Genomic DNA, 18,673 nt, shown 5'->3' on the forward strand with positions numbered 1-18,673 from the left:
TCCAAGTGAACAGGCGCCATTATCGTATTCATTCCAAAGGTTCGTCAACGACTCGTACGTGTCTGCTGTTGGAACGGGGCCTTGTGAGCGAAATATAGCCAGCGTCCTTCAATCCAATCCGTGCCGAGTGCGGTGCTCAAAGATGAGTGAACTGTCCCTGTAGCAACTCAACCTCACACGGTAACGTCGGGAAAGCCCGCAATCAGCATCGTCTATCCTGACGACCGCCTATGAAGAATATCGCGGAGGTATTTTACAAGTTTATTTATCAAAAAGTATCATTGTTGTCGGGTTCATTTATTTTCATTAGAGCATAATTGACTCGCCATCGTCGCAGAGGGGACACTCTTCGACAGTTCTCATTATCAGTATATTTACACTTTCTTGAGGGTGTTTCCACACCTTCGATAACCACCGTATCAGAGGAAATATATCTAAAAATACATAATTTGCATTTTCATTAGTACGACTGTTTGTCTTGTTTTCCATTGTATATTTGTGAAGAGGTTCCTTCCTGCGGTTTCAGGGTATCCACCTCGAATTTATGAACAGGTCTTCCTGCTCCCCGTCTGTCGATTCCCGTCTTTTCGTTGTGGATTTGTGCCAACCAGTAACTGCCAATTAAATTGGATATAGTAGCTCGCCATAATCAACTTCCACGAATTCCCGATCTTACCGGGTTCTTCACCTCTGATGTCTGGCGGTTTCAGGGAATCCGTCTCATATTTGTGAATAGGGCTGAGAGGTGCTCATTCCGGTGAGATTCGTCCCTGAAATCATCAGGCGGTGTCTAAGGAATTTAGAGACCGCCTGCTGTGATCTTACGTTTTCATTGGGGGTCAATCACGGTGTTATACCCCCCTGAAATTTCCCAAGATGGGACCTTGGATAGGTGGCTAAGGAGGATTCACCTCCCGGGGCTATGGAGGCAGTCGCCTGCGGGGGCTTCTAATTTCAGGTGCCAATTAGGAGGGCTTGGGCGGGTTTTGTATCAACTTGTTGAGAATGCTGTTTGACTATCTTCGTGGGTGATCCTGAGGGGTGTCCTGTCTGGTCACGGCTTGATCGACGAGGTACATATGGTGGAGTAGTGACCTGTGGTTTTGTGTGCGGGTGAGGTGGCTAAGGTGGAAGAAGTACCCGTCGTGCCTAAGGTACCTATTGTACAGATTCCACGCGAGTCACGATTCGTACGCCAGGTGGAATCACTCTAATCGGCACATACTGGTCAATAGGTGTGGGTGGTGACTACGGAGACTGAGTCAGGATCGTGACGTCTTGTGAATGACTGCGCTTGCCCTTAGCCTGCCTACTGACTGTTCTCGCTTGGTTTGCAGACAAGATTCTTACAGCTAAATCTCTGCGTTGGTCAGTCGTCTGCGCTACTTCGAAGCTCTGTTCGAACGTCAGTGAGTCGGGTTTTGACTTCGCCTTCGATCTCGTCAAGTTGTTCGTCTATCTCGTTGGCTGTATTTTTGATCGACGTCGTTTTCTTTCGAATGGTACTGAACCGGTCGATTTCAGCTTCAACCTCGCTGACTTCGTTTTGAATTGCTTCAGGATCGAGTTCTGTGCCGGTGTCAACGTGCATTTGGATAGCACGCGTGCGCGCCCAATTGAATGCAATACGCAGGTAGCCTGGTTCAGGATCTTCTTCCTCGTCGTTGCTGAGTGCGATTGAGAGTCGATCCGTATCGAATTCGTGGAAGTACCCAACCTTGTCAGGGACTTGTGATTCGGCTTCGAAGACGATGATACCGTAGTCGGCGTCACGATTTTCGATTGCTGCTTCAAGCTCGTCTTTGATTTTCGGTTGCGTGTAGCTTTGGTCGCTTTTTGCTTCGACGACAATCCGTTGGTTGGTGTCTGCAAGTGTAATGACGAAGTCGCCGACTTTCCGGTCAGTTAATTCTCCGATTTTGTCTCCAGTCGGTTCAACTTCGTGACTGGTGCCATAGACGAGATCAGAGAGAAGATTCTCGACGGTTTCTTCAAAATCATCGCCTTTGAGCGTTGAGCGGCGTTTCATTCGCTCCTCGGTTTCTTCTTCAGTGGCTTGCTCTTCGATTTTGTCTCTCAGTCGGTCGATTTGATCTTGAATCGAGGATTTGAGGCGATAGGTCGGTGTTCCTTCTGTGTCCGGGTCAAGGGCTTGCTGGATACGGTCCCCGTCTTCACCGAGTTCCTCGTCAAGCCGCTCAACGAACACACCGTCTTCACCGAACGCATCTTCGATGTGACTTCGGAGTTTCCCATCCTGTCCAAGGTGATCCTCTAGCGTCTGTGGAACCTCGCCGTCGTCACCGAATTTTGCTTCCACTTGCTCTTCGATGCGTTCGATCTCGGATTCGAAGGAGTGACGCATCTCCTCGAACCGTCGCTCGACGTATTCTTCTTGTTCTGAAGTTTGGGCGAGACCAAGCGTCACTACCCCGATTCGAAGGGCTTTGTCCAGTGCTTCGTCGTACTCGCTCTCGTCGAATTCTGCAAAATAGTCTTGGACTTCCGGATCAGTGATTTCGGCGCGCTCGATGATGATACGGTCGTCCTTGACGGAGATACTCGGCTGTGTTTGTGACGCCATCTGTAAACAGGAAAATTAGTTCAGCTACCATATAATTCCTGATTTCTTTGAGGTTTACAGCAGACAGTCACTGACCAGACAGCTGAACAGATACCCTTGCTTGCGGAGAGTCTAAATCCAGACTATGTCGCACAACATAATTGTTGCCGCGAAAATTCTATTTATTTGACTGCACCAAAGGAGACAAAATGTGACTGGAAAGTCTGCAGACAGTGGACTGCGTCACGGAATCGATACAGCGTGCGAAGAGCTAGGCACACAAATTGCAGAAGATCTCCCGACAACGCCGTCTGAGGTACAATCACAACTGAGCGACTTCCAATCCGGCTCGATTGTGGAATCCGATACAGTATCAGAACCGCTAGTTCGGAAAGCAATCAACAATTCGCCGCTCGCTAAGTATCTCAGCGAAACGTGCTTTGAAACAACCACGGACGACAAATGAGCGACAATACGAGTATCTCGGACGACAAAGAGACTGACGCATCCAATGCTGACGTCGAACAGCGCAAACTGAAGAGCGTAGAAGAGTATTTCAATTATCTCCGAGAGTCAAATCCCTACTACAGCTGGCTGGATCCAGAGATTCTCACTGTTGACCGAGGAGTCGTGCAACTCCGACAGCCAACTGACGAGCGAACACAGCCGCCAGAAGTCGGGCCAGCGGACGGGATCAACGGCGGGATTCTCATGACGCTTGCCGACGCAGCAGGGATGGCAGCGATCATCACCGAGGCCCTCGAACCGATCCCATTGGCCACCACGCAACTCAATATGTCATTCCACGACGGTGCCGACGAACCCCACATCATTCAAGCGGAGGTCCTCGACTTCGGCTCGACGCTAGCAACCGCTCAAATTAAGGTGCTTCCTGAAAGTGACCTCAACGCTTCGGAGCCGCGTCTTTTCGCCTCAGGGGAAGCGACAGCACGACTGTTTCAGTGACCTTCGATTAAATACGGGAAGTCAGGTGAAACCGGGAGACTGGACTGGATTTGAATAAATCGATAAGGGGGACGTCTGTGTCTGAGCCGACGCGTTGTTTTCATTGCTTTCGACTCCCACCACATTGTGAGTCAGCTATCTGGTATATTCGAGAAGGGTTCAAAAATATAGTAGAGTATTCTTCACAGTGTCGTATACCGTGACAGGTCGGGAGAGAACGACAGGCTAACTATCCAGTCTACCTGCCAACGACGCAGTCACAGGGAGAAGTGTTACAAGTTTACCACTGATGGTCTGTTGTATGAACGTAAATTTTCAAAAGTGGATCGGGAAATTCCGAGATGAATGGGAGGATAATCCGATTGAGTATCGGGATGAATCAGGAACTTGGCGAAAGGACAGTGACCCGATGTTTGCTTCGATATCCAATGCACTTGAGTCAAGGGATTATGAACTGTCTGTAGCTGAATTACAGCGGATCAGTCAGTGGAAACTTCAGAGCAGCCGAAATGATGCGAACGTTACCCAAAACTCCACTGAGGCGGTTACCCGACAGTTCCAATCTGCGCTACAGGCCTCAACAGATGCAGAAGCAATTAGCACACTCACTGAACTCAGCGGAATCGGTGTTCCAATGGCGTCAACGGTGCTGACGGTGGCCAGACCGAGTCAGTATGCGATTATTGATTATCGGGCGTTTCGTGGGCTCGCAGGCGTTAAGCCCGAACTAATAAACTCAAAACAATATGCGGACTATGCCGAGTTTTTAGAACATTTCCGGACGTACCTGAAGAATCCAGATGCATATGAATACTATATGCGTCATGTCCGGGAACTCGCTGAGACTGAGAATCTAACGGCAAGAGAAGTTGATATGGCTCTGTGGGCATTTGATAAGGACCAGGCGTAGCCGCGACCCAATGGGGTCAAATTTGTCCATCTTGAGAATGTCGAAAAGCGTCGTATGGCCCACATATGAATGGTTTTAGACGCTGTTTGGTGACGGTGTGCTGACCAAGAAAAGTCAGCCTACTACGATGATTCGGTGTTCGTAATCAGAGTCCGCAATTGCTCACGGGTGAGTGGTTCAATATACTGTCGTTCAGCATTGGCAGTGTAGAAGATACTCGCGGTAACATCTTTCTCGGGGAAACACTCTGAGAGGACGTGATAGTACACGCTGAGTTGTTTTCTGTATTCGTCTATGCCTCGCTTCGTCAGATCGGTCTTGTAGTCGATGATCTCCATGGCATCCACCGTTTCGTGGACGAGATCCACAATGCCCGAGATCGTCACTTGCTCCCCGTCGATGTCGAGTGGGAGAACGGCTCGTTCTTCGACGTGGAGCTGCCCGGGAAGGCTGTCAAGGAACTCTTTGACGTGCTGCTCGTCGGTGTTGTTCTCGGTGGTTGGTGAGACGTCTTCTCCGAGGGCGTAAGCTTCTGCGAAGTCATGAACCCGCGATCCGAAATCGCGGCCGCGGAACTCCGAAGCGTCGGCTTGTTCGGTGTCCTCGGCAAAGACATCGTCATCCATCAGTGTGTGCGGTGTGTGACCGGTCGGCCCGTCCGGAGTGACGATTGAGAAGGGCAGTTGGGTTTGTGCCGTGGCGGACTGCTCAACTGTCGTGACATCGGGTTCGACGACTCTGTCTTCGAATGGGAGTTCGTCGAAGAAGGTGTTGGGTTCCTCGCCGCCTGCGAATATCACATGGTTCTTTGCGCGAGTCACAGCGACGTAGAGGAGGCGACGCTCTTCATCGTAGTCACGGGTGAGGCAGTGACGGATAACGTCGTGTCGCCAGTTATCGTAGACGTGTGGATGCTTGGCCACTGCTGCGTACTGTTTGCGTTGGCGAATGCCGACCGGCTCTTGATACTGTATTACGCTGGAGCCGCCGCCGTTGGGCGGGAATTTCCCGCTATTCATGTTTGCGAGCACGACAATCGGGTACTCAAGTCCCTTTGCTGCGTGGATAGTTTGGACCGTGACTGAGTCCGTGCCTGCGCTCGTGAAGATATCGTGCGTGCTTCCAGAGTCGATGCCGCGCTCAATGAATCGAATCAGATCGCCTAGGGTGAGCGTCGATGTCTCGTGGACCGACTGGATAGTGTGGAGAATGACGTCTGCATACTCGCCAGTGAAACCGTATTTCTCGAACACGGTCCGCGCCACCGTTCCGACTGCGTCTTTCGCAGCCAGCTCGGCACGGAACGCTGCCATGTTGTCGGGGTACACACCGGTATCGAGGATGTGCTTGATTTCGTCGAGTGTGTATCCGGCTTTCTCAAGAACAACCGCCCACCCGCGGTCTGCGTCAGCGTTCAGAATTCGAAGCCACGCGAGTAGTAATTTCGCCTGATCTGTCCTGAAGAGTTCAATCCCGCCGTCGTAGGCCATTGGGAAATCGTATTCCTCAGCGGTCGTCAACAGTTCCCGCCCGAAGTCTCGCGTCCGAGTCAGAACTGCAATGTCCCCATATGTCGGTACGCGTGGCTCTCCGTCCTCGTCTTCAACCGCGTACTCGTCGTTCCCAACAATGTCTTGAAGCGTGGAGAGCACGGCTTCGTGCTGGTCAGAATGCTGGATTCCTTCGATCGTGGTGTTGTCGAACGCTGCATTCGAGGAGAGCGACGTAATGTCGTCACGGACAGAGTCGTCGATATCCTCGTGTTTCGTCGCGGGAGTAACGAGCGTCTCTTCAGAAAATTCAAGAATCGACTGCGTCGAACGGTAGTTTTCTCTAAGCTGAATTCGTTCGATGTTACCAAGTTCGAATGAGATGCGGGTTCGGTCGTCGTTGAGTTCACGCTTGAATCTCTGAAGTCGGTCCTCAAATTCCAAAATGTTCAGTACGTCGGCGTACTGGAACGAGTAGATGCTTTGCTTCCAGTCCCCGACAACGCAGATGTTGTCGGTGCCCGCCAGTAGGAGCGCCAGTTTGAATTGAACCTCACTGGTGTCTTGGAACTCATCCACCATCACGTAATCAAACGCGATACGGTTTTGCAGGTCGGTGTCTTCACACAGCAACACGAAGGCAAACAGCTGCAGGAACCCGAACGTCAGGTAGTTGCGGTCAAGCGCAAAGTCGAGATACTCAAAGTACACATCATGAATGAACGACTTGAGTCCTTCTCGGTCCACGTCGAAGACGCGTTCCGCAACCTCGGCAGGCACTTGCTTCGTCCCGTCGCCTCGAACCGATTGTTTCGAGGGTGCATCGGGAAGGTATGTCTTGTTCCGCCCGTATCGACCTAATTTGCTCCGGAGTTTCGATTGTTTGCTGCCGCCGTTTCGCGGCTCGTTGACCTCCTCAAACAAGGTTTTGAATGCGTCGTAGTCCCCGTTGAGTGCTTCCTCACCGTTCCGATACCACCCGTCGGCTTCGGGGAACACGCCTTTTGACGCGAGTTCAGAAACCACATCGAGCAACGCCGTCGGGTCTGACAGGACGCGGAAGAAATCGGCATACTCGGGATGCGCGTCGCGGAACCCGTCGATGAATTCCCGGAACAATTCGTTTTCCACCAACTCGTCTTCGATCACGCGAGTTGACCCGGTGATTCGGTCGTTGAGTCCGAGATGTGTCGGGGCGCGATACCCGTGTTCACGCAGCAAGTCGAAGCAGTGAGAGTGGAACGTCTGAATGGATCCCTCAGCGAGTTCCCGCAGAGAATACGTCGAATGATCCACGATACGCTCTTTCATCTCGGTAGCCGCGCTTCGTGTAAACGTTACCAGCAGGATGTCCGCTGGTTCAACGCTCGGTTGGTCCACGATTTCCGCATAGCGACGCGTGATAGCGAACGTCTTACCAGTACCAGCACCGGCGTCGACGACGTAGATTCCATCGGTACTGTCGATTAGCGTCTGTTGCTGTGGGTTAGGTGTCGGGTCAGTCATCGGAAGCCTCCTCAAGAAGCAAATCGCGGTGGTTGACACGGCGATAATTCGGTTCGCCCCCGAGCCCCTCAACAGGGAACCGCTCCTCACCGCGCCGGTAACTGTTCAGCTCATCGAGGCGATCAGCGACGAACTGCTCGACCGCATCCAAGTCTTCTCTAAAAAATGTCTTCTGACGAACGCCATTGAGTGCGCGAATCGCTTGGTCACAGCCCTTCGCAGCATCAACGCTATCCGAGGTTTGCTCGTCAACTGCGGCTGTGAACGCCTCCGCGAAGTCAGAGTCCCGAAGCTCGCTCTTGTCAGTCGTCGCCGGGAACGACAACTGACTCATGATCTCTTGATACGCATTGAATCCTACCTCCTCGAACGTAGCGACACAGTCGTTGTAGCCATCAAGCAGTGTGTCGTAAGCCTCCCGTGACCCGACGTGCTCGTCGAACGTCCACGGGTAGTACTGTACTGTCGTCAGCGTCTCGTTGAGCGTCGCGTCACCGGTAATGACGTCATCAAGCGTCTCAAGGAAGTGGAAGAACGTAAACTCAAGCGGCTCGTCAGGCCGCGTTGTCCGGAAATGACAGAGGTACAGCGCCGCTTGGAAGTTCGGCGTGTCATGCGGCGGGTCGATCGCTGCCTGCTTAACGACATCTCGCCGGGACTTCTTCCGCCCACTCTTGAAATCCAGCAAGTGGTTCGGCCCGTTAACCAAATCGATCTTTCCTTTCACGCCGAGCGAAGTGTCCTCGAACCACCGCTCCGTCAAGGGTGAATCGACGGGAGCGTCGAAATACTCCGCGAAGTAATTCTCACCCCACCCGGAGGCTGGCGTCAGAAACTCAGCAGAGTCCGGGCCCCGTGCATCCAGATACTCGACAATTGTTTCGAGACCAATCCGGTATGTCCGGCGACGCAGCGGGCGGTCAGTCGCTGCAAAGAGCGCGTCAGCTTCGTCAAGCATGACATCAACAACCTCAGCGATGGCGTCGGCATCAATCAAGTCGGGATGGGTCACGTAGAACTCGGCGAAATCGTGGAACAGATTCCCCTCCGTGAAGTAATCTCTGTCCGGTCCATCGACGAGTCGGCTGAACAAGTAGTCTCGCGGAGAGTTGACGTAACTGTTGAGACTGGACTGGCTAATCGCCTCGACCGATTCTGGTTCAACGTCGGTCTTCTCGACGTCAAAACCGCTCCCGTCATTGTCGAATGTGCGGCGGTGCGTGACAGCCTCAAGATCACTGAAGCGGTCGTAGTCCTCATCGAGGAGTTCGCCAAAGTACAGACACGGAGTGACTGGCTGACCGCCCCGTGTGTCCTGAACGAGATAGTACTGTTCAACCCCGCTTTGGAGAAGCAGTTGGAACTGGTTGAGGTACCGCTGGAATTGCGCCTCAGTCTCAACCCATGGCCGCTGTGGCGGTGCATGCGTCCAGTCCTCATCTAACCCGACGTGGAACACAACCGGGCGGTCAACGTAACCAGCCGACTTCGCATCCGCAAGAAGCACACCCTCGTTCTCCCGGGACACCGGTACCTCGTACGTTTGGAAATAGTACGCCAACTCCGACACACGGTCTCGACTGACAACCGCATCTGCCACCCCCAAGTTCGTGAGTTCCTCATGGAACGAGGTGAGAGACGTTCCAGTCTGTGCTTCGTATTCGCCGAGTGCTTCACCGAAGGATCGTGAATCCAGTGCTGTACAGAACTCACGAATCCAGTTGGTTTCTGAAATGTCGGTCTTGTACAGTCGCTTGTTGTCGTGATCGATGGGCACATCGATCCCCATCTGTGTCAAAACGGGTCTGACATCGCCGATAGTCGTTTCAGACCCACGGAACGCGGCTTGACAGAGGTTAAGGAAGCTCCGGTGGTGTTGGTCGTCAATAAATCCGGGGCCGCCATAGAAGGGAATATTGGCGGTCTCCAAGGCAGATTCAATCAGAGTGGAGTAGCGACTGCTCTCATCAAGTACGACGGCAACGTTACCGGCTGTCGTCGCAGAAAGCGTGTCGATAATCGCATCGACAATCTCCGCTGACGAGTTGAATATATTGAACGCCGGGTATTCGAACGGTTCAGTCGTGAATAAGTCGATACTGTCGAATTCAGCGGGGAGAATGGCGCGCTCTAGGTTAGTTAGCTGTCCCTCACCGACAACAGCGACGGAGTCTGCTTCGATCGCATGTTCTGTCAATGCTCGTGAGGTGGACTGTAACTCCGACATAATCTCGACAACGTCTCTGGTCGCATCATCGATATACGACTCGTACTCAAGAATCGACTCGATAGAACCCTGATGCTCCCAACACTGCAGGACGTTACCGATTGCGTAACTAACAGACTTCCAGTCGTGGTCGGTTTGGTCAATCACTTCGAGGAACGCAGTCCGGTCTTCGGCTTGTTCGCGGCGACCGGCTGCAAGCCGACGGGGTGTCGTCGCAAACGTGCCGAACTGCGGAACGTCTACTCGCCGATTGATTGCACTTGCCAGCGGCGCATCCGGCGTGAGAACCACGTCATACTCCGAAACTTCGTCGTACAGTGTTTCAACAGGCTTTGCGCGCTGAATAGGCACGAGTTACTAATCCGACACGGACTGGTTAAAGCTTGGTATTAATCGAGCCGATGAATCCTACCGGTCTGCGTAGCTGGTCACGATTTGGTGATCCCGCTCAACGCGTGGCGCAAGCTTCGGGCTTCGAATATCGAGCGCGAGCGTGTCTGACTTCCAATGGGACCCGTCTTTCCCGTTCCAGACTCCGTACAGCGTCACCTTCGGCAATACGATGACACCAAACACAACGGCAAGTACATACAGCAAATCACAAACTGTCTCCCATGCGACCGTTGTCTCTGCCGGGACATTCGGTGGAAACGCGACTTTCTGTGCTTTGATTCCACTATCGATCGCCTGCTCGACGAAGCCGGTGTCGTTACTGAACAAGAGAACCTCCTTGCGATGGTCATCCATATACTCGTTATACCCGTGGATGATGTCTGCGTCTCCAGTCTCACTGTAGGCGAAATCGGTCTGTCGGTGAGACATCAATTCACGGAACTCGTAGAGCCCGAGGAAGCCACTTCGGTTCTTTCCAGCTGGCTGGTTGTCTAACCGCTCGAACTCGTCGCCAAATGCTTGTGTTAATTCTCTCGTGTCGTAGTGTTTGTAATGCCAGTCCAACTCCGATTTGACGCCGGAAGAGAGAACGAATCCAGTGACAGGTGGGCGGTTCTTATCTCGGCCTCGCCGGGTTCCGTCTGAACTGAGTCCTAACACAGTGGGCATCCGGTAGCCAAACAGGTTCGTGTCTAGCCCCGCCATGACAGGGTCATGGCCAGCTTCTAGGTCCGGGAACCCGTGATATCGGAGGAACTGCTCGATGTCGTCTCTGTTCGCAACGTCGAAGAGTCCACCAGCAATAAGCGTCCGAACATAGGTTTGGGGGTTCGGGAGATCTTCGTGTACTGTGTCGCTGTAGGTTTGCTTAACCTCGTCGCGTTTGTCTCCGTAGTCGTACCGATCAGTCGTTACAGTCACCGCTGCAGTCGTAGTATCGTCAAGAGTGATCTCCAAGAGTTCACCAATCTCCGCTGATGGGTGGCTCACTGAGATACGTGTCTCGCCAAGATCGTACAGGCCGTTCAACAGCGGCATCAGATGCTGTCGTGCAAGCAGCATTAGAAAACCTCCGTGAAGTCAACGAGATCAACACCAGGCCGCGGTAAGTCGGGGTAGACACGGTCGTAGTAGTCACTCGAATGGAGGTACAGGTAGTAGACATGGTCCGCACCGAACCGAATACCCGCTTGGAATGCGAGTGCCGACATGAATTTCCTTCCGGGCGTCACGTCGATTGCAACCGGCGTATCACTCTGTGTCGCTTCTTGGATTGACTCACGGTGGTAGGCGACGATATCCTCAAAGTCCCGTTCTGAGTCAATTGTGTGGAACTCGACGGTTGGTTCCTCTCCGCTGTGGGCTTCGACGATGTGTTTGAGGAGATCTGCGGCCTGCTTACTATCCTCACGAACGGCGGGATTGTCCAGAATGCGAATGTCACTCGGAATGTACCCGGCTTCGGTACAGGCGGCAGTCAGCGGATTGATGACTGCTTCGAGTGTCGGGCTGGCAGTCGTCACCCAATGCCGTTTGGTACCGTCAAAACTTGTGTCTGCCATGGGTTAGGACTCTCCTCTCGTGGCCATTCTGTTCATCTCGCTATCATCTGCAACTGCTCGTGATAAAGTTCTTGTCACAATTCAAGTTTCAACACGGCCACTCTGTGTTCTGGCACCGGACTCTCCTGTCGGTGGACCCGCTTGCGCACCACTGTTATCAGCCATCCAACCTCAGTGTTCACTTTGGTCTCGGACAATCTCGTAGGCGCTGGCGTCGGCGATATCCCACTGCAGGCGATCGAACGATTCCTCATTGGCTTCATGATACGAAAGCGCGTACAGCCGGTCGCACGCGTCAAATACCTCAGTCGTGATCCGGTACTCGTGCTCGACCGTTGCTTTTGTCTCGCCATCGGTCTCCGACCGAAGCAGCGCGGACCGGACGGCGACCCCATTGAGTTGTGTCGGTTCGAAAGAACCGTCTGCTGCTTCGCTCGGGTCGCCAAAGTCCGTGGGCTGGATGAGATGCCAACCGTCCGTATCAGCATAGAGGATTTGCGTGCGCAGTCCCTCACTTCGCTGTGACTGGACGTGCAGGTTGACTGGATCTTCCGACCAGACACGGCGACTGACCGTGTGACTGAACACAAGTGGTTCATCGCCAATTGTCCGTCTCTCGATCGGGAACCGCTTGAGAACCGGGTCGAATTTTTCCGGGCCGGCCCGCGCCTGTGTAATGAGGAGCTGTCCGTCGTAGCGGGTGATGCCGAACTGCCATGGTTTCCCGTCTGAGCCGCGATACGTAGCGACCTCGATCGGTTCGCCGACGGCTGGCCCATCGGCAGCTGACGCGTTCGGTCTGACCGGGCGATACAGTTCTCCCTCAACGATGACGCCGAGCGGATGGAAACTCACATCCAGATCCTCGTGCTCCTGCCGGGAGGCGAGTTCGTGGCTGCGAATCGCCTCGCCGTCTGCACTGCAAAAGACAGCGTCGGTCTGCCCGGGGCCGTGCGTGGCCGCACCGACAACCAGGGGCACCTTCGATACCTCGAACCGGTAGGCATGGTTCTCCCCTGCGATAGGACCTCTCTCCGTGCGTTCGGGCGCGTCCACAGGATCGATTAGCAAGTCAGCATCACGCACCCTGGCCGCGGACTCGAAGATAGCGTCCGGATCGATATCGTCCGCAATCTCTACCATGGCAATCCCGTGAATCGTCTCCGCACGCAGTGAGAGCCCTGTCGAGACAACCTCCACGTCAACTGCTGCCGCCGTAGCTTCGGTTTTGACTTGCTGCTCGGTCTGATACTGGATGTTCCCGCCACTGCCGTCGAATTCGTAGCTGAGTTCGTACATTGATGACTGCTTTCGCTCGTTCATGGCCGAGCTACTGTCCTTTCGCCAATCTGTTGGCGTTGTAGCTGTCAATGCTCGTATCCCCGATGCGTCGCTGGACCGCTCCGATGTCGTACGAGACTCGGTGCAGTTCGACCGACAGAGTGTCGAGATTAACGACCGCATAGGCGGCTTTAGGGTTGTTGTCCCGTGGCTGGCCAACACTGCCCGGATTGACGACGATACCTGCGTCGAATACCTCAGCATGCTGGATGTGCGTATGTCCAAGCACCAGCACGTCCTCGTCGCCTAAGAGGATCGGATCGAACGCCGCAGGTATCGTGTATCTGTTCTTCTCTTCAGGGTGGTCGTGGACGACTTTCAACTGGCGGTCGAACAGCAACCGTTCACGCGGCAACCCCGCCAGCCACGCCTGTTTCTCTTCAGAGAGGGTGAGACTGGCGTACTGGTCACCGGACTCGTAGGGCTGTCCGTTCACCACGGCCCGGTCATGATTGCCTTCGACAGTCGGAATCTCCCGCGTGCGGATACTATCGATACACTGTGCCGGAGAGGGTCCGTACCCAACGACGTCGCCGGCACAGACCACTGCGTCCACGTCACCGAGATCGTCGAGAACTGCCTCCAGTGCGACAGCGTTACTGTGGATGTCCGAAAGTAGACCGATACGAGTTGGGTGGTCGCTCATCGTCTCTCACCACCAGGACCTCGTAACTCGATTATGTTTCGTGCAAGATTCCGAAGGTCAGCCGTCTCGTCGATTTCCTTCAGCCAAGCATCGGGAAGCGCGTCAGCGCCGAAGCGAGCGCCGGCGACGGCACCCGTAATCGCACCGACAGTATCGGCGTCCCCGCCAGCATTGACCGCCCGCACGATAGCGTCTTTCGCACTCTCGGCATCGAGTGCGTAGTAGAGCCCCGCTTGGAGCGCATCAACGACGTAGCCGCCGTTGTTGATTTCAGTTGCCGAACCCCCATCCGGCAGGTTCTCGACAGCGGTGACGATCTCTGGTGCATCTGATTGCTCGGGATACGATGTATCGAGCGCTCGTTGCAGCGGCGCCTCTTCAGCGCGAAGAAGGGCTGCGATGGTGAGGTTCAACAGTGCACACCCTCGCTTGCACCGCGGATCAGCGTGGGTGATCGCCGAAGACTGTTCACTGACCTGCCCGAGATGGTGCGGGTCGTCGGCGAACGCCAGCGCGTATGGCGCACACCGCATCACGCTGCCGTTGCCAGCGTTCCTGCCTTCTCGTCTCGACTCCCATACTGCCTGCCCGGCCTGAGTCCACGGCTCGCCTCGCTGGAGGCGAACGAGAGAGTCTCGGGTCATCAACCCGATATCGAACGGCCCGGTCTCGTACCAGCCCACGAACCTATCGGCGACATCTTCGCCGTCGAACCCACCACAGGTGACCAGACTTCGTGCGATTCGAAGCGCGAGTTCAGTGTCGTCCGTAATTGTTCCCGCTGATTTCCTGTGGCTACCATCCCCGAGCATCGTCTCGACAGTGCCGTGTTGTGTTTCGATCGTCGCGGCGGACTTGAACTCGACCGGCCGGCCGAGGGCGTCACCACACGCCAGTCCAAGCAGACAGCCCTCCGCGTTCGTTGTTGATATCATTGGCTTCGCTCCTGTGACTGCGTTTGAGAGTCTGTACTCGCTAACCACGCTACTGCCACCGGTTTTCGTCCGGAATCTGCCCTCATACTGTATCAATCTCCGAAAGGGCCCACGCGACGCTGTTTCGAACGGTCTCGTTCGGTTCGTCCTGGAGTCGTTCTTCCAGCTCTGATTGTGCCTCTGAAGCCTGAATGTACCCGAGTGCCCAACAGGCGTTGTCCCGGACGCGGTGGTCATCGTCCGAGAGCAGTTCGACAAATGTTGGCGTCAAGTGAGCGACCGACTCGGGAAAGTCATCGGCTACACGAGCAAGCGTCCCGGTCGCGTTGATACGCGTCCGTGTGTCTTCGACCGTAAGCAACGCCGCAATGTCCTCAACGGACGGTTCGACGATGTCTGTATGCAGATCCGCCATATCGTAGGCCAGTGCGACGGCATTGTTCCGGAGCTTGTAGTTGTCCGCATCGAACAACTCAACCACATCCTCGAAGACATCGACCCCGAGGGTTGGAGCCGCTTTGACCGTCCGACCCAATGCTGCAGTCGCACTCAGTCGAACCCTATCTGAGAGTGACCCATCGGTGATGATATCGGCGAGTTGATCCGCAGCCGGTTCGACCGCGTCAGGAAACTCGACGGCGACCTGTTCCAAGGCCTCGACAGCGTGTCGCTGTCTTTCAGTGTCTTCCCCGAGGCATGCCACGAGTCCGGGCACTGCATCCACGACGTCACCAGAGTACTCGCGGGCAATTGCTGCGACACAGCCGGCTGCCTCGCGCCGGACTGGACCACGATCCGAGTCGAGATGCGGAATTATGTCGTCGGTTGCTGGCGCGACGTCTGCGGGACTGTCCTGAGCGATAGCACGGAGTGTCGCCAGAGCGTCGTGAGGGACAGCCAGGTTCCGGCCCTGGAGTAGTGAGCGCAGGATCGGAATCGCCGGCGTACACTCCTCGGGCTTGACAGCAGCGACGGCTGCCAGGGCCCGAATGGCGTCGCGCTGCTGGCGCGTTGTCGTGTCCTCACGGTCCAGAAGCGCCAAGATTGGGGAGACCCGGACCCGATGCGGGGCGGCATCTGCGAAGCGTCGGAGTGCGGCAGCTTCTTCGGTCGGCGTCTCAGCATGTGCCGTGACCTCTTCGGGCGGAAGGTTGACGACGTGAAGCATTTCGATCGCATCAACAGAAATAGTCCACGGCTCGCCGTCGGGCGTGAGCGGCGAGCAACGGACGGTCGGTTCCTCGATTGACTCTACGGATGGGTCTACGATTACGGTGATGTCCCAACACAGTCGCGTCACCTCCGCATCCTCCACTGTGTAGGTAATCTCGAAGCCCGGGGTGTCGCCGTGATCGTCGAGGAACGACGAGAGATGAGACGCATCCACAGGAATGATTCCAGCAGATTTCGCCAACCCTCCGTCAGTGACAAGCTCATCGCCGCCATCCGAATCGGTCGTCCACGGGAGCGCTGGATCGATGCTCCCTGATTCGACTGCCGGCACGAAGTCCCACGCGTGGAAGTGCTCCCACGCCTCGACATCGCTCAGGTCAAGATCGTCAACGACTATGTAACGGTCAGCCTCCGGGTGCAGGTCTTCGATGAGCGCCAGTCGCTCACGACGCAGCGGGAACTGCTCGTAGTAGCCGTCCGGCTGTTTCGCACCGAGCCAGTCGTCCCAATCATCGGAGTGGCGACCGACGATATCGACGACGCCTGGAATCGACGCTTCATCGGCGAGATCCTGATTTCCGATGGCGAACACCGCATGGTCGGTCTCGTGGGCGAGATAGCGGACCCACTCCAGCGGCACTGCCTCATGCCGTGGATGAGGGTTCACGTCAATCGTCCAGTCACGGTCGAACGCGAAGACCAGCGTCACTCCTGCACCTCCGGACTCGTCGTCGCTGCCTGTTGACACAGCGTGTCGAGTAGCTCCAGTTCCTGTTGCAGCGAGTCGTCTCCCACGGCCGTCATTACATCGTCGAGATACTCTCGCAGGCGAGCGAACCGCTCAGCGTACTGGTCGGGCACGACCAGCGGGACAGACTCCCGTTCGTGCTGTCCACGCTGGTCAGGTAATAGCCAATCATCGACGCCCGTTGCACCGTTAGCGCGGTCATGGACATCTCGCGCCCACGCACGAAGTTCCCGAGCGTACTGTGCCAGTGCTACACTTTTTTCCACACCATCGTGCGCGAACGTGTCGGGCTCGCCAGGCAGTGCGACGGTCACGCGCTCCGATTGCTCACTTCCATCTCGTTCCGTCCATGATGCGGTGAGTTCCACATCGCCACCCGGGCGCGCTTCCGACAGGCGAACCAATATGACGCCACCGCGAGCCTCACCATCTTCCTTGGCCGACGGGAAGAGCGTCGAGACGTGCATCAGTTGCTCATTTGCATCGTCCGCCGACGGCGACCCATGAACAGCCTCGATCTCGTAGCCATCTGCGTCAAGTCTCAAGTCGAGATCGTACACCAGCGGCGTGACCATGTAATCGAATTCGTCGCCAAGCCGTTGTTCGAACTCGTCGGCAGAATGCACGAAGTAGTGATTCGCACCGCGAATCCCCGACAACGAGTCCGCTAACTCAGCGTTCGCGTCCAGCCCCATTCCGATGAACGTCGTGTGAACCCCCTGCGCAGCAGCATCGGCAAACAGCTTAGTAAGGCCACTATCCTCGGTCTCACCAGTGTTCGGCATCATGTCCGTCATGAACACCACGCGGCGCTCAACCCGACGACTGGTCGTCCCGTCAACCAGCATATCCATCGCTGCCTCGAATCCATCTTCGAGATTGGTGCTGCCACCAGCTGCAATGTCGCTGATGTGCCGTCGGATCGCCGGCATATCCGTCGCGCCAACATCTCGAAGCGGCTTCGCCACATGCGCACGATGATTGTACAGCACGACACCGAGACGGTCCTCAGCGTGGAGTTGTTCAGTCAATGCACACAGTGACTGCGTGGCTGCAGCTAACTTCGTCTCGCTGCTGGTTTCGGCCTCGCGCTTGCGCCCCTGCTCATCGTAGTAGTATTCGTCGAACGGGCTATTCATCGACCCGGAGACGTCTAAGACGGCTACGAGATCGAGTCGCGGCCGTTCGAACTCAGCAACAGACAGCGTTGAATCCAGACCAACCGAGAGGTACTGCTCGGTCTCGCCGGTGAGGGGGTGCTCGCTCGTTGCTGCCGCATATCGGGGCGCAAACAGTGCTTCCGACGCTGTCCGCTCGCCAGTCTCGAAGTAGTAGTCGTAGAACAGTCCCTCGTCACTGATGGCTTCAGGTTGGGGCGTGTACTCATTCTCGACGTTCTCACGGAAGTTCCCCACGTCTTTAGCGCCACCCGCTGCGAGACCCACTGTCTCAGGCCCGTTCATGTCTGGACTGGCCGCTGGAGCCGCGTTCTCCGTCACATGATTCTCGACGGTGAAGTCGGCATGCCCTTGCCGTAACTCAAGCTCCTCGAAGTGTCGGCCACACGAATTACAAACGAAATCGGGAGTCTCGATCGAACGCTCCTGGTTCATCGGCGTCCAGTCGTCCACAACGTCGCCGTCGTCTGCGACTGGTTGCACCGTTGTCGTATCATCAACGACGCCGAACGGTGCTTCTAGACCGAGGCGTGCGACGGCAGCCGTGACTGCAGTACTAACTCCATCGACGACGTGCCCTCTTCGAAGGGGCCCACCGCAGTCAGGGCATTCCTCTCCGTAGGCCCGCGTGTGATCAACTGGTTTAGCTCCAAGCAGGCCTGATATCCGGTACGTCCCACCTGTTTGCAAGTCACGGATCGGATCCGTGTCTGGCGTGAGAAGGAGAGCGAACTGCTCTCCTGACTGGTCGGCAACGAGCAACCGGGTGACTTGACTCCCCTCTGATTCGATTACGCGTTTCGTGATGAACTCGACATCGATATCGAGTCGTGCACCTGTTCGGACGTCCGTATAGTTCCCATCCATTAGTGTTGCTTCGACTGCCGTTCCCCGGACAGCCAACGGGTGTTCAACGGCAATTCACGCACTTCCCTGGAATAGGAAGAAAATAATCACCATCGCAGTGGGTATTATCCTCTCCCCCCGCCCAACAGTATGAAGCTTAGTGTAATAAAACCTTCGCTGAAGTACGTC

General features: G+C 55.3%; 12 protein-coding genes. 2 read left to right on the forward strand and 10 right to left on the reverse strand.

Annotated elements, in window-relative coordinates; genetic code table 11:
• Window positions 1-1,369: 1,369 nt before the first annotated feature.
• Window positions 1,370-2,584 (reverse strand): PDDEXK family nuclease, encoded by a 1,215-nt coding sequence (locus QYL91_RS11335; protein WP_302080609.1) that lies wholly within the window; start codon window positions 2,582-2,584, stop codon window positions 1,370-1,372.
• A gap of 441 nt (window positions 2,585-3,025) precedes the next feature.
• Here QYL91_RS11335 and QYL91_RS11340 point away from each other — a divergent pair, with 441 nt between their 5' ends.
• Window positions 3,026-3,529, forward strand: a complete 504-nt coding sequence (locus QYL91_RS11340) for a PaaI family thioesterase (protein WP_302080610.1) — start codon at window positions 3,026-3,028, stop codon at window positions 3,527-3,529.
• Between the two features lie 301 nt (window positions 3,530-3,830).
• Window positions 3,831-4,439, forward strand: coding sequence for a hypothetical protein (locus QYL91_RS11345; protein WP_302080611.1), 609 nt, complete (start codon window positions 3,831-3,833; stop codon window positions 4,437-4,439).
• Between the two features lie 122 nt (window positions 4,440-4,561).
• Here the strand turns inward: QYL91_RS11345 and QYL91_RS11350 are convergent, their stop codons facing one another.
• The 9 genes from QYL91_RS11350 to QYL91_RS11390 all read right to left on the reverse strand — a co-directional run bounded on the left by QYL91_RS11350 (window position 4,562) and on the right by QYL91_RS11390 (window position 18,505).
• Window positions 4,562-7,435 (reverse strand): UvrD-helicase domain-containing protein, encoded by a 2,874-nt coding sequence (locus QYL91_RS11350; RefSeq protein ID WP_302080612.1) that lies wholly within the window; start codon window positions 7,433-7,435, stop codon window positions 4,562-4,564.
• Window positions 7,428-10,013, reverse strand: a complete 2,586-nt coding sequence (locus QYL91_RS11355) for a PD-(D/E)XK nuclease family protein (RefSeq protein WP_302080613.1) — start codon at window positions 10,011-10,013, stop codon at window positions 7,428-7,430. Before QYL91_RS11355 ends, QYL91_RS11350 begins: the two co-directional genes overlap by 8 nt.
• A 57-nt stretch (window positions 10,014-10,070) precedes the next feature.
• The gene (locus QYL91_RS11360) at window positions 10,071-11,117 is read right to left on the reverse strand and encodes a hypothetical protein (RefSeq protein WP_302080614.1); all 1,047 of its coding nucleotides are present in this window, start codon (window positions 11,115-11,117) and stop codon (window positions 10,071-10,073) included.
• The gene (locus QYL91_RS11365) at window positions 11,117-11,617 is read right to left on the reverse strand and encodes a CRISPR-associated ring nuclease (protein WP_302080615.1); all 501 of its coding nucleotides are present in this window, start codon (window positions 11,615-11,617) and stop codon (window positions 11,117-11,119) included. The genes QYL91_RS11360 and QYL91_RS11365 overlap by 1 nt, the downstream gene beginning before the upstream one ends.
• A gap of 171 nt (window positions 11,618-11,788) precedes the next feature.
• Window positions 11,789-12,940, reverse strand: coding sequence for a hypothetical protein (locus QYL91_RS11370; protein ID WP_302080616.1), 1,152 nt, complete (start codon window positions 12,938-12,940; stop codon window positions 11,789-11,791).
• Between the two features lie 7 nt (window positions 12,941-12,947).
• A complete protein-coding gene (locus QYL91_RS11375; RefSeq protein WP_302080617.1) occupies window positions 12,948-13,604 on the reverse strand; it encodes a metallophosphoesterase family protein in 657 nt (218 codons plus the stop codon).
• The gene (locus QYL91_RS11380) at window positions 13,601-14,539 is read right to left on the reverse strand and encodes an ADP-ribosylglycohydrolase family protein (RefSeq protein WP_302080618.1); all 939 of its coding nucleotides are present in this window, start codon (window positions 14,537-14,539) and stop codon (window positions 13,601-13,603) included. Before QYL91_RS11380 ends, QYL91_RS11375 begins: the two co-directional genes overlap by 4 nt.
• Window positions 14,540-14,621: 82 nt before the next feature.
• On the reverse strand, window positions 14,622-16,460 hold the full coding sequence (locus tag QYL91_RS11385) for a HEAT repeat domain-containing protein (protein ID WP_302080619.1): 1,839 nt from the start codon (window positions 16,458-16,460) through the stop codon (window positions 14,622-14,624).
• Window positions 16,418-18,505 carry a vWA domain-containing protein gene (locus QYL91_RS11390; protein ID WP_302080620.1) on the reverse strand — a complete coding sequence of 696 codons (2,088 nt, stop codon included), beginning with the start codon at window positions 18,503-18,505 and terminating at the stop codon, window positions 16,418-16,420. The genes QYL91_RS11385 and QYL91_RS11390 overlap by 43 nt, the downstream gene beginning before the upstream one ends.
• Window positions 18,506-18,673: the final 168 nt, after the last annotated feature.

The sequence above is a fragment of the Salinibaculum rarum genome (assembly GCF_030505615.1).
In the GTDB taxonomy this organism is placed as follows: Archaea; Halobacteriota; Halobacteria; order Halobacteriales; family Haloarculaceae; genus Salinibaculum; species Salinibaculum rarum.

Excerpts from the sequence above, each read along its gene's own strand:
- QYL91_RS11335 (WP_302080609.1), bottom strand. The coding sequence starts at position 2,584 with ATGGCGTCACAAACACAGCCGAGTATCTCCGTCAAGGACGACCGTATC.
- QYL91_RS11340 (WP_302080610.1), top strand. The coding sequence starts at position 3,026 with ATGAGCGACAATACGAGTATCTCGGACGACAAAGAGACTGACGCATCC.
- QYL91_RS11345 (WP_302080611.1), top strand. The coding sequence starts at position 3,831 with ATGAACGTAAATTTTCAAAAGTGGATCGGGAAATTCCGAGATGAATGG.
- QYL91_RS11350 (WP_302080612.1), bottom strand. The coding sequence starts at position 7,435 with ATGACTGACCCGACACCTAACCCACAGCAACAGACGCTAATCGACAGT.
- QYL91_RS11360 (WP_302080614.1), bottom strand. The coding sequence starts at position 11,117 with ATGCTGCTTGCACGACAGCATCTGATGCCGCTGTTGAACGGCCTGTAC.
- QYL91_RS11365 (WP_302080615.1), bottom strand. The coding sequence starts at position 11,617 with ATGGCAGACACAAGTTTTGACGGTACCAAACGGCATTGGGTGACGACT.
- QYL91_RS11370 (WP_302080616.1), bottom strand. The coding sequence starts at position 12,940 with ATGAACGAGCGAAAGCAGTCATCAATGTACGAACTCAGCTACGAATTC.
- QYL91_RS11375 (WP_302080617.1), bottom strand. The coding sequence starts at position 13,604 with ATGAGCGACCACCCAACTCGTATCGGTCTACTTTCGGACATCCACAGT.
- QYL91_RS11380 (WP_302080618.1), bottom strand. The coding sequence starts at position 14,539 with ATGATATCAACAACGAACGCGGAGGGCTGTCTGCTTGGACTGGCGTGT.
- QYL91_RS11390 (WP_302080620.1), bottom strand. The coding sequence starts at position 18,505 with ATGGATGGGAACTATACGGACGTCCGAACAGGTGCACGACTCGATATC.